Raw genomic sequence first — 12,687 nt, forward strand, 5'->3', positions numbered from 1 at the left:
CAGGAGGAGGATTGATGGCTTACGCATCGCCCGACGCGACGACCCGTTCGCGTCCCATGACATCCGAGGAAAAGAAGGTCATCCTGGCCTCGTCCGCGGGCACGATTTTCGAATGGTACGATTTCTACCTTTACGGCTCGCTGGCCTCGATCATCGGCGCGCAGTTCTTCACGGCCTTCCCGGAAGCGACGCGCAACGTGTTCGCGCTGCTGGCCTTTGCGGCGGGCTTCCTGGTCCGTCCTTTCGGCGCGCTTGTCTTTGGGTCGCTGGGTGACATCATCGGGCGGAAATACACCTTCCTGGCCACGATCCTGATCATGGGCTTCTCGACCTTCCTGGTCGGCCTTCTGCCCGGATATGCGTCCTGGGGGATCGCAGCCCCGATCATCCTGATCGCGCTGCGGATGTTGCAAGGCCTGGCGCTTGGCGGCGAATACGGCGGGGCGGCGGTTTATGTGGCCGAACACGCGCCGCAGGGACAGCGCGGCTATTTCACGGCCTTCATCCAGACCACGGCCACGCTGGGTCTGCTGCTGTCGCTGGTGGTGATCCTGATGGTCACGGCCTATGTGAACGGCAACTATCCCACGGTGCCGCAACTGGGCCTGGACGGACAGCCGCTGCTGGACGCAACCGGCGCCCAGGTCATGCTGGAGCCGTTCCGGGCCTGGGGCTGGCGCATCCCGTTCCTGGGTTCGGTCTTCCTGCTGCTGATCTCGCTCTATATCCGCCTGCAGATGAACGAATCCCCCGCCTTCAAGAAGATGAAGGAAGAAGGCGCGCAGTCCAAGGCACCGCTGAAAGAGGCTTTTGGCAACTGGAGAAACGGCAAGATCGCCCTGATCGCGCTGTTCGGTCTGACCGCGGGCCAAGCCGTCGTGTGGTACTCGGGCCAGTTCTATGCCCTGTTCTTCATCCAGAACGTGGTCAAGGTCGACCAGTTCAGCGCCAACGTCTTTGTCGCCTGGTCGCTGATCCTGGGCACTGCGGGCTTCATCTTCTTCGGCTCGCTGTCCGACCGCATCGGCCGCAAGCCGATCATCCTGGGCGGCTGCGCCCTGGCTGCCGCGACCTATATGTGGGTTTTCCCGATGCTGACCAGCGTCGCCAACCCGGCGCTGCACGCGGCCCAGGAAACCCCGGTCATCGTGACCGCCGCGCCTGACGACTGCTCGTTCCAGTTCAACCCGGTCGGCACCGCGCAGTTCAACAACAGCTGCGACATCGTCAAGGCGGCACTGTCGCGGTCGTCCGTGAACGTGCAGGAGACGGTCGAAGCCCCGGCAGGCACCGTGGCCTCGGTCCAGGTGGGCGAGACGGTCATTCAGGCCTATGACGGCAACACACTGACGGGCGATGCCCTGGCTGCGGAAAAAACCCGCTTCACGGCCGAAGTCAACGCGGCGCTGACGGCGTCCGGCTATCCGCTGACGGCTGCCGACAACACCACCATCGCCAAGGCCAACCACTTCTTCGACATCTTCAACGGGCAGAACATCAAGGTCGTGCTGATCCTGACCTATCTGATCGTGCTGGTGACGATGGTCTATGGTCCGATCGCGGCGCAGCTGGTGGAACTCTATCCGACCCGGATCCGCTATTCCGGCCTGTCGCTGCCCTATCACATCGGCAACGGATGGTTCGGCGGCCTGCTGCCCGCGACCGCCTTTGCGATCTCGGCCCAGACCGGCAACATCTATGCGGGCCTGTGGTATGCCATCGTGATCGCAGTCATGACGGTGATCATCGGCACCCTGTTCGTGCCGAACGACAGCCACAAGAAGAACATCTTCGCCGACGACAACGTGTGATCCCTGTCCGGGCCGGGGGAGACCCCCGGCCCGGCGTCCCCTGTTAGTCCAGGAAAGCTTGGCTCATGGCGCGCATTCTTGTTGTCGAGGACGAGGACAACATCGCCATGGCCCTGGAATTCCTGCTGGCCCGCGACGGCCATGCCCATTCGCGCCATTCGCAAGGCGGCCCGGCGCTGAACGCGATCCGCAGCGAACGCCCAGACCTGGTGTTGCTGGACGTGATGCTGCCGGATATGTCGGGTTACGAGATCGTCGAACGGCTGCGCGCCGATCCGGGTCTTTCGGGTGTGCGCATCCTGCTGATGACCGCGCGCGGGTCCATTGTCGAAAAGCGCCGCGGCATGGCGCTTGGGGCGGACGGCTTCATCGCCAAGCCGTTCGAACTGTCCGAACTGCGGGCCGAAATGATGCGGCTGCTAAGCTGAAAACCTATCCGCGCTGCTTCCACAGCGACCAGAGGGCCAGCCCGATGGCAATATAGACCGCATTCACGACAAGTCCGGACAGCACTTGCATGGGCAGCGGCTCGGGCCGGGTGGTGGCGCCGGTCAGCGGAATGATCACCGCCACGAAGACGGCCCCTGCGGCCAGGGGCAGCAACATCCCCGTGATCGGGCGGTTGCGCAGGGTTGTCAGCAGCAGCGCCACCAGAAGGCCGATCCGAAACACATCCCCGGCTTGTGCGGCCAGCAAATCACCCATCACCGATTCCTTTGCATTTTCCGCAGCCTAGCCGATTCAGCAAGCCGGGGTCTATAAGGGGATCTCGGGCTGGTCGGGGTCTATGGGAACCTGCGGGTCATCCTCGCCGCCTAGGTCACGCAGCGATTCTCCGAGGGGAGGAGGCGGGGGCGCATCGGCGCGGCGGCGGATCAGGATGTCGCCGTTCTCCAACCGCTCGGGGGCCTGGTAATTGCCCAGGTCATCGACCAGAACCGCCAGATCCTGAAGGACCGGCCCCAGGTCGGTCAACGCCGCGCCCATGCCCTGGCCCAGTTGGCCCAGCTGCGGACCGAATTCGGTCCACAAGTTGTCGGCGATGATGCCAAGGCCGCGTTCGACCAGGCCAAGCCCGTCCTCGGTCTCGAGTTGCGCGGCCGCCGGACCGTGTGCCGCCAGAAAGGCCAGGATCAGAAGCCGGTGCATGGTCACCTCGCAGGTTTCCCGAACGGTCAGGGGACAGGTTACGCCCGACCTCGGTTCCTGTCCACCGGCGCAACGAAAAAGGGCTGGCCAAAGGCCAGCCCTTTATATCCGACGGAACCCGGGTTCCGTTCAGAAATCACTCGGCCGGGGTGGAATCATCATTATCATCATCGTCGTCGTCCGAAGCGACGGCGGCGATAACGCCCAGCAGCAGCAGGGCCGGGACAACCAGGCCAGCGTTGGTCGAAGCGGGACGCTCCTCCACAACAACAGGCTCAACGTCCACGATGGGGGCGACATAGCCACCGGCCAGAGCCGAAGTGGCGGTCAGGCCAAGAGCGGCAGCGAAAGTAGCGAATTTGGTCATGATCATGCTCCGTTTCGTTGAAAGCTGCCGTCACCGGCAACATCGAGGCGACAGTTACACAATCCCCAGACGTTTGAAAGCTGCATTGGTTCAAATCCGTCGCTGGCTCGTGCAGACTGTTGCATATTGGCCAACACCCCTGCCGACCCTTGGTTCCGCCATGGAAATGGTGCTGCTCGGGGTGTTGCAATCCTGCACTAAGTGCGGCGAAAAGCCTGCGAAATCAGGAAAATCATGGTGGCCGCGGCCACGATGGACGGACCCGCCGGAGTGTCCGCGCGCAGGCTGGTCCAAAGCCCCGCCATGACCGACAGGGCCGCGATCAGCGTGGCGTTGCCAACCATCCTTTCGGGACTGCGCGACAATCCGCGGGCGGCAGCCGCCGGAACGATCAGCATGGCAGAAATCAGCAGCGATCCGACCACCCGGATCGACAAGGCCACCACGACCGCCAACGCAAGGGACAGCACCAGCCGTTCGACTCGGGGGTCGATTCCCGCGGCCATGGCCAGCTCCTCGTTCAGGGAGGCGGTCAGCAGCCGTTGCCACCGCCAGACAAGAACGGCCAGCACCGCGGCCGCGCCCGCCCAGATCAGCGCCAGATCGCCCCGGCCCACCGCCAGGATGTCGCCGAACAGATAGGCCGACAGATCCGATCGCGCCGTGGGCACAAAGCTGATCGCGACCAAGCCGATGGCCAGGGCGGAATGCGACAAGACGCCAAGCATCGTGTCCATCGCCTGCCCCCGCGACACCAGCGACGAGATCGCCAGGGCCATCGCCAGGGCCACCAGCATCGTGCCGGCATAGATCGAGATCTGGAAGGCCAGGCTGATCGCCACGCCCAGGATCGCCGCATGGGCGGTGGCGTCACCGAAATAGGCCATGCGCCGCCACACGACAAAGCTGCCCAGGGGGCCGGCGACAAGGGCGATGCCAAGGCCCGCCAGAACCGCGCGGATGAAGAAATCGTCCAGCATCAATGCGCCCCGGCATGGTGGTGATCATGGTCGTGATCATGATCGTGGTGGTGGCGATACAGCGCCAGCGTACCCTCGGCCTCGGCCCCGAACAGGGCGCGGTATTCGGGGGCGGAGCTGACGTGCTGGGGGGTGCCCTCGCAGCAGATATGGCCGTTCAGGCAGATCACCCGGTCGGACGCGCGCATCACCACCAGCAGGTCGTGGCTGACCATCAGGATGCCGGCGCCGGTCTGGCGGCGCACCTCCTCGATCAGCTTGTAGAAGGCGACGATGCCGGGCTGGTCCAACCCTTGCGTGGGTTCGTCCAGCACCAGCAGTTCAGGGTCGTGCAGCAGCGCGCGGGCCAGAAGCACCCGTTGGAACTGACCGCCCGACAACTGCGTCAACTGGCGCGCGCCAACCCCATCGACCCCTGTCCGGGCCAGGGCCTGGGCGGCGTCGCGGTCGTCCACACGGCGGGGCAGGGACAGGAAGCGGCGCACGGTCATGGGGATGGTGGTATCGACCAGCACCCGCTGCGGCACATAGCCGATGCGCAACCCCGGCTTGCGTGCGACCTGGCCCCCTGCCAGCGGCATATGCCCCAGCAGCGCCCGCACCAGCGAGGATTTGCCCGATCCGTTCGGCCCGACCACCGTCACGATCTCTCCGGCCGCAATGCGGAAGTCGACGCCTTCCAGGACGGTTTCCTGTCCGCCCGGCCGGTGGATAGTCAGGCCCTGGGCCTGGATCAGGGCGGTCACGGCTGGGTTCCTGCGCAGGCGGGGCAAAGGCCCAGGGCCTCGATCGTGACGCGCTCGACCTGGAAGCCGTTTTCGGCGGCCAGAGCCGTCAAGGCGTCGCGGACCGGCGCGGCGGGCAGTTCGGCCAGCATATCGCAGGACCGGCAGATCAGAAAGGCGGGCGCATGGTCGTGGCCGGGATGCAGGCAGGCGGCAAAGGCGTTCAACCGTTGCAAGCGATGCGCCAACCCATGTTCCACCAGAAATTCCAGGGCGCGATAGGCCACTGGGGGCTGCCGGCCAAATCCCTCGGCCGCCAGACGGTCCAGAACCTCGTAGGCACCCATGGCCCGGTGCGATTCCAGCAGGATTTCAAGGGTCCGCCGCCGGACGGGGGTCAGTCGCGCGCCGTTTTCGGCCAGACGGTCGCGGGCCTGGTCAAGCGCGCGCGTTTCGCAGGCCTGGTGGTCGTGGGGGGCAAAGGCGGCGGTTGGATGGACAGCGTGATCGGTCAATTTGTTACTTTATCACATTTATGATTGACTTGTTATGATGTAACATGAAAATGCGCGGACCTGCAAGAAACCAAACCAAAGGTGCCCGATGCGCATGATGCTTTCCGTTCTGGCCTTGACGGCCGCTGGCCCGGTGGCCGCCCAGCCCTTGCAGGTGGTCGTCGATACCCCGATCACCGCATCCCTGGTCGCGCAGGTGGCAGGCGATCTTGCGCAGGTGCAGGTTCTGCTGCCGCAGGGGGCCAGCGCGCATCATCACCAGATGCGCCCCTCGGATGCGCGCGGGTTGCAGGATGCGGGCCTGCTGGTCTGGACGGGCCCGGAGTTGACCCCCTGGCTGGACCGCGCCGCTGCCTCGGTGGGGGCCGAGACCCCTCAACTGCGCCTGCTGGAGGTGCCGGGCACGCATCTGCGCGGATATGGCGACGATCATGGCCACGATCATGACGACCATGCGCACGACGACTATACGCATGACCACGGTCATGGCCATGACCATGACGGCACCGATCCTCATGCCTGGCTGGATCCGGCCAATGCAAGGCTCTGGCTGGAGGCCATCGCGGAAATGCTGGAGCAGACCGACCCCGGAAATGCCGATCTTTATGCCCGGAATGCGGCGGCGGCGGATCGCCGGCTTGCGGATCTGGATGCGCGAATCCAGACGGAACTGGCCCCTTATCGCGATGACGGCATTGTTGTTTTTCACGACGCCTATGGCTATTTCACCGACCATTTCGGATTGCGCCCCGCCATTGCGGTGTCCTTGGGCGATGCCAGCACCCCGTCCGCCGCACGCCTGAGCCAGATTCGCGACCAGATCGCCGAGACCGGGGCAACCTGCGCCTTTCCTGAATTTGGCGGCGATCCCAAGCTGGTGCAGACTGTTATCGAGGGCACTCCGGTCAGAATGGGGAACGAACTGGAACCGGAAGGAGGGATGCAGGAAATCGGGCCCGGATTATACGAACAAACGCTGGAGAACATGGCGGCTGTTCTGGCCGGATGTCTTGGCGGGGAACAGCCAAAATAGCACTGTTCAGACGCGGACCAGATTTCCGACTATTTTACTTTGACAATCCATATCGTTTTCGTCAGATTTGCTGCAATGCAAGGCTAACCCCAAGAGGCTGATCATGACCGCAGTACGTCCCGCAGATTTCCAGCACCCGGCGACCAGCGTCCTGACGCGCATCCCGCAGCATGACGCGACGCAACTGACGCGGGGCGGCAACCAGGCGCTGATCGTCCTGGATGAACAAATCTATCAACTGCGCATCACGCGCGCGGGCAAGCTGATCCTGACGAAGTGATCCCTCCTTCGTCCCGGACCGGCCCTTGTGCGCGGCCCGGGGGCGGGCGGCGGATCACCCGCGCGGCTTGCCTCCGGGACGACCGCCCGGTTTGCCTTCGGGCCGCCCGCGCGGCTTGTCGGTGAACCGGGCGCCCTGACCACCCCCGGCACCGCTGCGTGCGGGTTTCGGCCCGCCAGGTTTTCCAAAGGACTTGCGTTCGCCCGGCTTGCCGCCCCCATGCGGCCCATCGGTCCGAGGCCTGTCCCCACGCGGCCCGTCCCCACGCGGCTTGAACCCCCGTTCGCCCCCCGGCTTGCCCTCTCCTCGTGGCTTGAAGCCGCGTTCTGCGGGTTTTCCGTCGCCCCTGGGCTTGAAACCCCGTTCACCGTCGGCCCGATCACCATCCCGGCGAGGCTTGAAGCCCCCCTCGGGCCGGTCGCCCCTTGGCTTGTAGCCGCGCTCACCCTCGGGGCGATCACCGCGGGGCTTGTAGCCGCGTTCGCCTTCGGGCTTGTCGCCCCTGGGTTTGTAGCTCCGCTCGCCTTCGGGCCGGTCGCCCCTTGGCTTGAACCCCCGATAACCCTCGGGACGGTCGCCGCGCGGCTTGTAGCCCGGCTTGCCGCCGCGCGCGTCGCCCGTGGGCTTGTTGAAACGTGGCCGATCGCCGGCGCCATCGCGATCCTCGCGCGGCTTGCCGGACCAGGGGCGGGCAGGGCGGTCGTCGCCTTGCGGGCGCTTGTCCCGGAATTGCGGCCGGTCATCGCCGCCCTCGGGCCGGGGTTTGCCCGACCAGGGCCGTGCGGGGCGATCCGAACTGTCGCGCGGACCGCCGGGCTTGCGCGCAAAGCGGCCTTCCCCTTCGCCGCCGGCAGACCGGAAGCTGCGGCGGGGCGCTTCGCCCTCGTCCCGGCGCGGACGGGTGCCTTCGGCGCCGCGGGGACGCATTTCGCGGTCCTTGGGGGCGGTTTCCTCGCCCGTCAGCAGCCCGCCCAACTGGTCGCGCAACACGCGGCGCTTGACCTCGACCACCTCGTTCTTTTCCATGCCGGTCAGCTTGAAGGGACCATAGCCGATGCGGATCAGCCGGTTCACCTGCAAGCCCACATGGGTCATCGCCCGGCGGATTTCGCGGTTCCTGCCTTCGCGGATGCCGACAGACAGCCAGGCATTGGCACCTTGCTGGCTGTCCAGCTTGATTTCCATGGGGGCGAATTCCTCGCCCTCGATGGTGGCGCCCCGGCGCAGCGGGTCAAAGGTCATGTCGCTGGGCGTGCCATTCACCCGCACCCGATACCGCCGCAGCCACCCGGTCGAGGGAAGCTCCAACCGCCGCTTCAATTCGCCGTCGTTGGTCAGCAGCAGCAGGCCTTCCGAGGTCAAGTCCAGCCGCCCGATGGTCATCACGCGCGGCAGGTCGCGGGGCAGGGCGTCGAACACCGTTTGGCGGCCCTTTTCATCGGCCTCGGACGTGACAAGGCCAATGGGCTTGTAATACAGCCACAGCCGCGTTTCCTGCGGTTCGTCCAGCTTTTTCCCGTCCACGGTGATATGGTCGCTGGGCAGCACGTCCAGTGCGGGGCTGTCGATTTTCTTGCCGTTCACCGTGACCCGGCCTTCCAGGATCATGCGTTCGGCGTCCCGGCGGCTGGCCACGCCCGCACGGGCCATCACCTTGGCGATGCGGTCGGCGGATTGGCTGGCGGATTGGCGGGGGGCTGGCGTGGTGTCGTCGGTCATGGCGATCTCTCCTGCGCATCGCTGCGGTGGCAAAGGCGCGCTTCTAGCGGGCGCGCGGGACGGGGGAAAGGGCGACTTGCACGGTGGCCGCGCCCCTGCGACAAGGGGGTCATATGACCCGCTTCACCTCTCATATGGCCCTGGCCTTGGATCAGGCAAGGGCTGCGGCGCTGCGGGACGAGGTTCCGGTGGGCGCCGTCGTAGTGGCCCCCGACGGCCGGGTGGTCGCGGCGGCAGGAAACCGGACGCGCGAATTGTCCGATCCGACGGCCCATGCCGAGATCCTGGCGATCCGGGAAGCCTGCCTGGCGATAGGATCGGAACGGCTGCCCGGCCATGACCTGTGGGTCACGCTGGAACCTTGCCCCATGTGCGCGGCGGCGATTTCCGCGGCGCGGATCGGACGGCTGTATTACGGGGCAAGCGACCTGCGCATGGGCGGGGTCGAACATGGGGCGAAGGTGTTCGACCATCCGCAATGCCATCACCGCCCGCAGGTTTACGACGGGATCGACGCCAAGAACGCGAGGGCGCTGTTGCAGGGTTTTTTCCAGACCCGCCGATGACGGTTGCACGACCCGCGCGCCTAGCCTATACCACCGCCCATGCGGGTGTAGCTCAATGGTAGAGCAGCAGCCTTCCAAGCTGAATACGTGGGTTCGATTCCCATCACCCGCTCCAACCTTTCCCCCGATCAATCGAAGGCGACGCTGTCCTTGCGCAGGATGGATTGCAGTTCCATCGTCTGGGGGTCGATGCGGACCAGGTGCCCGTCAACGATCGCATAGCGGCTGCCGCGAAGGTCCGATCCAAGGCCATAGCGGCCGGGCTGTTCGATGAGGTTGATGTCTTCGGCCGACAGCCTGTCGCCGGGCGTCAGCACGCGCGGTTCCGTTTGCACTGCCGGAGTTTCCTGCGCTTGCGGGGCCTGGTTGCCGAGAATGGCGATCACGACGGCTGCCCCTGCGGCGGTCGCGATTGCCATGGTCTTGCGTATCATCGTCCTGCCCGGCATTTTTCGATCCTTCGCAGGGAAAACCGGGCGGGCGCCGTCCGGGTTCCCTGGTTTCGTCACAGTTCTGTCGTGTCAGCCGTTTTTTTCGACAAAGCGTGGCAACATTGCCGAAAAGTCCCGGCCGCGCCCGCCTTCCTGTTCGACGAACTGGTGGTAAAGCTGTTGCGCAAGCGCACCCATCGGGGTGTCCGCCCCGGCCGAGGAGGCAGCGGCCTGCGACAGGTTCAGATCCTTCAGCATCAGTTCGGCGGCAAAGCCCGGCTTGTAACCGCTGTCGGCGGGCGATTTCGGACCTACGCCCGGTGCCGGGCAATAAGCGTTCATGGACCAGCTGTAACCCGAGGATGTCGACACCACGTCGAACATCTTTTGCCGGTCGAGGCCCAGCTTGTCGGCCAGCGCAAAAGCCTCGCAGGTGGCGATCATGGTGACGCCCAGGATCATGTTGTTGCAGATTTTCGCGGCCTGTCCGGCGCCCGCATCGCCGCAATGGACGGCCTTCTGGCCCATGATGTCGAATAGCGGGCGGACGGTCGCAAAGGCATCGTCCGGCCCGCCCACCATGAAGGTCAGCGTGCCCGCCTGCGCCCCGCCGATGCCGCCCGATACAGGCGCGTCAAGCGCCCCCAGCCCTGCCGACCGGGCCTGGTCAGCCACCGCGCGGGCGCTGTCCACGTCAACGGTGGAACAGTCGCAAAGGATCGCGCCCGGTTTCATCGCGGGAATCACCTGGTCGGCCACGGTGCGCAGGATGGGACCGTTGGGCAGCATGGTGATGACCACGTCTGCGTCGGCTGCCGCAGACGCGGCGCTGTCGGCCAGGGTCAGGCCCTCGGGCCGGGCGGCGGTGTCGAAGCCCGTGACCTCGTGCCCGGCCTGCGCCAGGTTCAGGGCCATCGGCGCGCCCATGTTTCCAAGCCCAATGAATGCGATCTTCATGCCGGTTCCCTCCAGCTCAGTTCATGTGCGCCCAAGGGTGCCAGCAGCGCCGCCACATGGTCGGGGCTCGCGTCGGACATCCACTTGGGCTTGCGGTCCTTGTCGATGATCTGGGCGCGCACCCCTTCCAGGAAATCGGTTTCCCGCGTCGCGCGATAGGTGAAGCGGTATTCCCGGGCCAAGGCATCCTGCATCCGGGCGTCGCCGCGCGCCGCGCGCACCATGGCCAGCCCCGCCGCCATCGACAGGGGCGAATTGGCGTGCAGGATCTTCAGGGTCTGGGCATCGCCGTCCTGTTCCAGCGCGTCGATGATGTCGGCCACCGTGTCCTGGGCAAAGGCTGACAGGTCGCGGGTCTTCAAGGGGGCCGAGGGTGCGTCGCCGCCCTCGATCAGGGACAGATCGCCCGTGGCCTCCAGGCGGTCGATCAGATCGGGCCAGCGATCCTCGGGAAGATAGGTATCGGCAAACCCCGCGTGGATCGCATCGCCCGCGCCCATCCGCGCCCCGGTCAGCGCCAAGTATTCGCCGATCCGGCCGGGCGCACGGGACAAAAGCCAGGTGCCGCCCACGTCCGGGATCAGGCCGATCCCGGATTCGGGCATGGCGATCTGCGTCGTGTCGCCGACGATGCGATGGCTGGCATGACCGCCAACCCCCACGCCCCCGCCCATCACGAAGCCCCCCATGAAGGCCACGATGGGCTTTCGATAATCGGCAATCGCCGCATTCATGCGGTATTCGTCGGCAAAGAAACGCTGTCCCAGGGCATGGTCCCCCGCCAGGCCCGCGCGATAGACCGCGGCGATGTCACCGCCCGCGCAAAAGGCGCGATCCCCTTCGGCGTCGATGATGACCAGTTCGACCTGCGGGTCGTCGCGCCAGCCCTCCAGGGCGTCGTGGATCGCCAGGGCCATGTCGTGGCTCAGCGCGTTCAGCGCCTTGGGCCGGGTAAAGGTGATGCGCCCGGCGCGGCCGGATTTGCGGATGTTCAGGTCGTCCAATTCTTACCCCCGTTCGGCCAGCATCGCCCGTCCGACGATCAGGCGCATGATCTCGTTCGTGCCTTCCAGGATCTGGTGGACGCGCAGGTCGCGCACGATCTTCTCGATCCCGTAATCGGCCAGATAGCCGTAACCGCCATGCAGTTGCAGGCAGCCGTTCGCGACCTCGAAGGCGCGGTCGGTGACGTGCAGCTTGGCCATCGCGCAGAACTTGGTGGCATCCGGGGCGCGGGTGTCAAGCTTCCACGCCGCCTGGCGCAGGAAGATGCGCGACGATTGCAGGGCTGTTTCCATCTCGGCCAGGCGGAATTGCAGCGCCTGGAACTGGTCCAAGCTTTGCCCGAAGGCGCGGCGTTCGCCCATATAGGCCAGCGTCGCGTCAAGCGCCGCCTGCGCCCCGCCAAGCGCGGTCGCCGCGATGTTCAGCCGACCGCCATCCAGACCCGCCATGGCATAGGCGAAACCGCGCCCCTCATCGCCCAGAAGGTTGTCGGCGGGGATGTCGCAGTCGTCGAACTGGACCTGCGCGGTGGGCTGGGCGCGCCAGCCCATCTTGTCTTCCAATGCGCCAAAGGACAGGCCGGGGGTGCCGTCGGGGACGATCACGGCGCTGATGCCCCTGGGTCCGTCGCCGCCGGTGCGGACCATGGCGATATAAGCATCCGAATAGCTGCCGCCCGAGATGAAGGCCTTGGTGCCGTTCAGCCGCCAGCCGGCATCCGTCCGGTCGGCGCGGGTGCGCAGGGCGGCGGCGTCCGATCCGCTGCCCGGTTCGGTCAGGGCATAGCTGAAGACGGTGTCCATGCCGCACAGCCCCGGCAGCCAGCGGGCCTTGGCGTCCGGCGATCCGAATTTGTCGATCATGCCGCCACACATATTGTGGATCGACAGAAAGGCCGCGACCGAGGGGCAGGCCATGGCAAGCGCCTCGAACACCAGGGTGCCGTCCAGGCGCGACAGGCCCGACCCGCCGTATTCCTCGGCAACATACAGCCCGCCGAAACCCAGGGCCGCCACGTCGGACCACAGGTCGCGCGGGATGGTGCCCCGGGCTTCCCAGTCGCGGGCATGGAGGGCGATGCGATCCTGGCCGAAATCGCGCGCCATGTCGAAGATGGCCTGCTGTTCCTCGGTCAACGCGAAATCCATG

The 12,687-nt window shown here is 65.9% G+C and carries 16 protein-coding genes and 1 tRNA gene; 6 read left to right on the forward strand and 11 right to left on the reverse strand.

Annotated elements, in window-relative coordinates; translation table 11 throughout:
* The first annotated feature begins 14 nt into the window (after window positions 1-14).
* On the forward strand, window positions 15-1,811 hold the full coding sequence (locus tag Q5701_RS07575; protein WP_306754655.1) for an MFS transporter: 1,797 nt from the start codon (window positions 15-17) through the stop codon (window positions 1,809-1,811).
* A 65-nt stretch (window positions 1,812-1,876) separates the two neighbouring features.
* On the forward strand, window positions 1,877-2,239 hold the full coding sequence (locus Q5701_RS07580; RefSeq protein ID WP_234855237.1) for a response regulator transcription factor: 363 nt from the start codon (window positions 1,877-1,879) through the stop codon (window positions 2,237-2,239).
* Window positions 2,240-2,243: 4 nt separating this feature from the next.
* Here the strand turns inward: Q5701_RS07580 and Q5701_RS07585 are convergent, their stop codons facing one another.
* The 6 genes from Q5701_RS07585 to Q5701_RS07610 all read right to left on the reverse strand — a co-directional run bounded on the left by Q5701_RS07585 (window position 2,244) and on the right by Q5701_RS07610 (window position 5,547).
* Window positions 2,244-2,516, reverse strand: coding sequence for a hypothetical protein (locus tag Q5701_RS07585; RefSeq protein ID WP_306754656.1), 273 nt, complete (start codon window positions 2,514-2,516; stop codon window positions 2,244-2,246).
* 51 nt (window positions 2,517-2,567) lie between these two features.
* Window positions 2,568-2,960 carry a hypothetical protein gene (locus tag Q5701_RS07590; protein WP_306754657.1) on the reverse strand — a complete coding sequence of 131 codons (393 nt, stop codon included), beginning with the start codon at window positions 2,958-2,960 and terminating at the stop codon, window positions 2,568-2,570.
* Window positions 2,961-3,096: 136 nt separating this feature from the next.
* Window positions 3,097-3,327 carry a hypothetical protein gene (locus tag Q5701_RS07595; protein ID WP_306754658.1) on the reverse strand — a complete coding sequence of 77 codons (231 nt, stop codon included), beginning with the start codon at window positions 3,325-3,327 and terminating at the stop codon, window positions 3,097-3,099.
* A gap of 197 nt (window positions 3,328-3,524) precedes the next feature.
* Complete coding sequence (locus Q5701_RS07600) at window positions 3,525-4,307, reverse strand: metal ABC transporter permease (protein WP_306754659.1); 783 nt, start codon at window positions 4,305-4,307, stop codon at window positions 3,525-3,527.
* Entirely contained in the window at window positions 4,307-5,053 is a 747-nt protein-coding gene (locus Q5701_RS22820; protein ID WP_373568625.1) for a metal ABC transporter ATP-binding protein, read from the reverse strand. The genes Q5701_RS07600 and Q5701_RS22820 overlap by 1 nt, the downstream gene beginning before the upstream one ends.
* On the reverse strand, window positions 5,050-5,547 hold the full coding sequence (locus Q5701_RS07610; RefSeq protein ID WP_306754660.1) for a Fur family transcriptional regulator: 498 nt from the start codon (window positions 5,545-5,547) through the stop codon (window positions 5,050-5,052). The genes Q5701_RS22820 and Q5701_RS07610 overlap by 4 nt, the downstream gene beginning before the upstream one ends.
* A gap of 94 nt (window positions 5,548-5,641) precedes the next feature.
* Between Q5701_RS07610 and Q5701_RS07615 the strand changes: the two genes are divergently transcribed.
* A complete protein-coding gene (locus Q5701_RS07615; RefSeq protein WP_306754661.1) occupies window positions 5,642-6,580 on the forward strand; it encodes a zinc ABC transporter substrate-binding protein in 939 nt (312 codons plus the stop codon).
* A 103-nt stretch (window positions 6,581-6,683) separates the two neighbouring features.
* Entirely contained in the window at window positions 6,684-6,860 is a 177-nt protein-coding gene (gene hemP / locus Q5701_RS07620) for a hemin uptake protein HemP (protein WP_306754663.1), read from the forward strand.
* A gap of 54 nt (window positions 6,861-6,914) precedes the next feature.
* Here the strand turns inward: hemP and Q5701_RS07625 are convergent, their stop codons facing one another.
* Window positions 6,915-8,579, reverse strand: a complete 1,665-nt coding sequence (locus tag Q5701_RS07625; RefSeq protein WP_306754664.1) for a pseudouridine synthase — start codon at window positions 8,577-8,579, stop codon at window positions 6,915-6,917.
* Between the two features lie 113 nt (window positions 8,580-8,692).
* Here Q5701_RS07625 and Q5701_RS07630 point away from each other — a divergent pair, with 113 nt between their 5' ends.
* Together Q5701_RS07630 and Q5701_RS07635 are read left to right on the forward strand one after the other, a co-directional pair.
* Window positions 8,693-9,145, forward strand: coding sequence for a nucleoside deaminase (locus Q5701_RS07630; RefSeq protein WP_306754665.1), 453 nt, complete (start codon window positions 8,693-8,695; stop codon window positions 9,143-9,145).
* Window positions 9,146-9,186: 41 nt separating this feature from the next.
* Window positions 9,187-9,260: transfer RNA gene (locus Q5701_RS07635), tRNA-Gly, on the forward strand.
* 13 nt (window positions 9,261-9,273) lie between these two features.
* Here the strand turns inward: Q5701_RS07635 and Q5701_RS07640 are convergent.
* From Q5701_RS07640 to Q5701_RS07655, 4 genes are all read right to left on the reverse strand, one after another.
* Window positions 9,274-9,594 carry a hypothetical protein gene (locus Q5701_RS07640; RefSeq protein WP_306754666.1) on the reverse strand — a complete coding sequence of 107 codons (321 nt, stop codon included), beginning with the start codon at window positions 9,592-9,594 and terminating at the stop codon, window positions 9,274-9,276.
* A 72-nt stretch (window positions 9,595-9,666) separates the two neighbouring features.
* Window positions 9,667-10,533, reverse strand: coding sequence for a 3-hydroxyisobutyrate dehydrogenase (mmsB, locus tag Q5701_RS07645; RefSeq protein WP_306754667.1), 867 nt, complete (start codon window positions 10,531-10,533; stop codon window positions 9,667-9,669).
* The gene (locus Q5701_RS07650; protein ID WP_306754668.1) at window positions 10,530-11,537 is read right to left on the reverse strand and encodes an enoyl-CoA hydratase/isomerase family protein; all 1,008 of its coding nucleotides are present in this window, start codon (window positions 11,535-11,537) and stop codon (window positions 10,530-10,532) included. Before Q5701_RS07650 ends, mmsB begins: the two co-directional genes overlap by 4 nt.
* A 3-nt stretch (window positions 11,538-11,540) precedes the next feature.
* Window positions 11,541-12,686 (reverse strand): acyl-CoA dehydrogenase family protein, encoded by a 1,146-nt coding sequence (locus Q5701_RS07655; RefSeq protein WP_306754669.1) that lies wholly within the window; start codon window positions 12,684-12,686, stop codon window positions 11,541-11,543.
* Window position 12,687: the final 1 nt, after the last annotated feature.

The organism is Paracoccus actinidiae, assembly GCF_030863885.1.
Classification (GTDB): Bacteria; Pseudomonadota; Alphaproteobacteria; order Rhodobacterales; family Rhodobacteraceae; genus Paracoccus; species Paracoccus everestensis.

What these genes read in the sequence shown, in the direction of transcription:
- Q5701_RS07575 (WP_306754655.1), top strand. Translation starts at nt 15, where the DNA reads ATGGCTTACGCATCGCCCGACGCGACGACCCGTTCGCGTCCCATGACA.
- Q5701_RS07580 (WP_234855237.1), top strand. Translation starts at nt 1,877, where the DNA reads ATGGCGCGCATTCTTGTTGTCGAGGACGAGGACAACATCGCCATGGCC.
- Q5701_RS07585 (WP_306754656.1), bottom strand. Translation starts at nt 2,516, where the DNA reads ATGGGTGATTTGCTGGCCGCACAAGCCGGGGATGTGTTTCGGATCGGC.
- Q5701_RS07590 (WP_306754657.1), bottom strand. Translation starts at nt 2,960, where the DNA reads ATGCACCGGCTTCTGATCCTGGCCTTTCTGGCGGCACACGGTCCGGCG.
- Q5701_RS07595 (WP_306754658.1), bottom strand. Translation starts at nt 3,327, where the DNA reads ATGACCAAATTCGCTACTTTCGCTGCCGCTCTTGGCCTGACCGCCACT.
- Q5701_RS07600 (WP_306754659.1), bottom strand. Translation starts at nt 4,307, where the DNA reads ATGCTGGACGATTTCTTCATCCGCGCGGTTCTGGCGGGCCTTGGCATC.
- Q5701_RS07615 (WP_306754661.1), top strand. Translation starts at nt 5,642, where the DNA reads ATGATGCTTTCCGTTCTGGCCTTGACGGCCGCTGGCCCGGTGGCCGCC.
- hemP (WP_306754663.1), top strand. Translation starts at nt 6,684, where the DNA reads ATGACCGCAGTACGTCCCGCAGATTTCCAGCACCCGGCGACCAGCGTC.
- Q5701_RS07625 (WP_306754664.1), bottom strand. Translation starts at nt 8,579, where the DNA reads ATGACCGACGACACCACGCCAGCCCCCCGCCAATCCGCCAGCCAATCC.
- Q5701_RS07630 (WP_306754665.1), top strand. Translation starts at nt 8,693, where the DNA reads ATGACCCGCTTCACCTCTCATATGGCCCTGGCCTTGGATCAGGCAAGG.
- Q5701_RS07640 (WP_306754666.1), bottom strand. Translation starts at nt 9,594, where the DNA reads ATGCCGGGCAGGACGATGATACGCAAGACCATGGCAATCGCGACCGCC.
- mmsB (WP_306754667.1), bottom strand. Translation starts at nt 10,533, where the DNA reads ATGAAGATCGCATTCATTGGGCTTGGAAACATGGGCGCGCCGATGGCC.
- Q5701_RS07655 (WP_306754669.1), bottom strand. Translation starts at nt 12,686, where the DNA reads ATGGATTTCGCGTTGACCGAGGAACAGCAGGCCATCTTCGACATGGCG.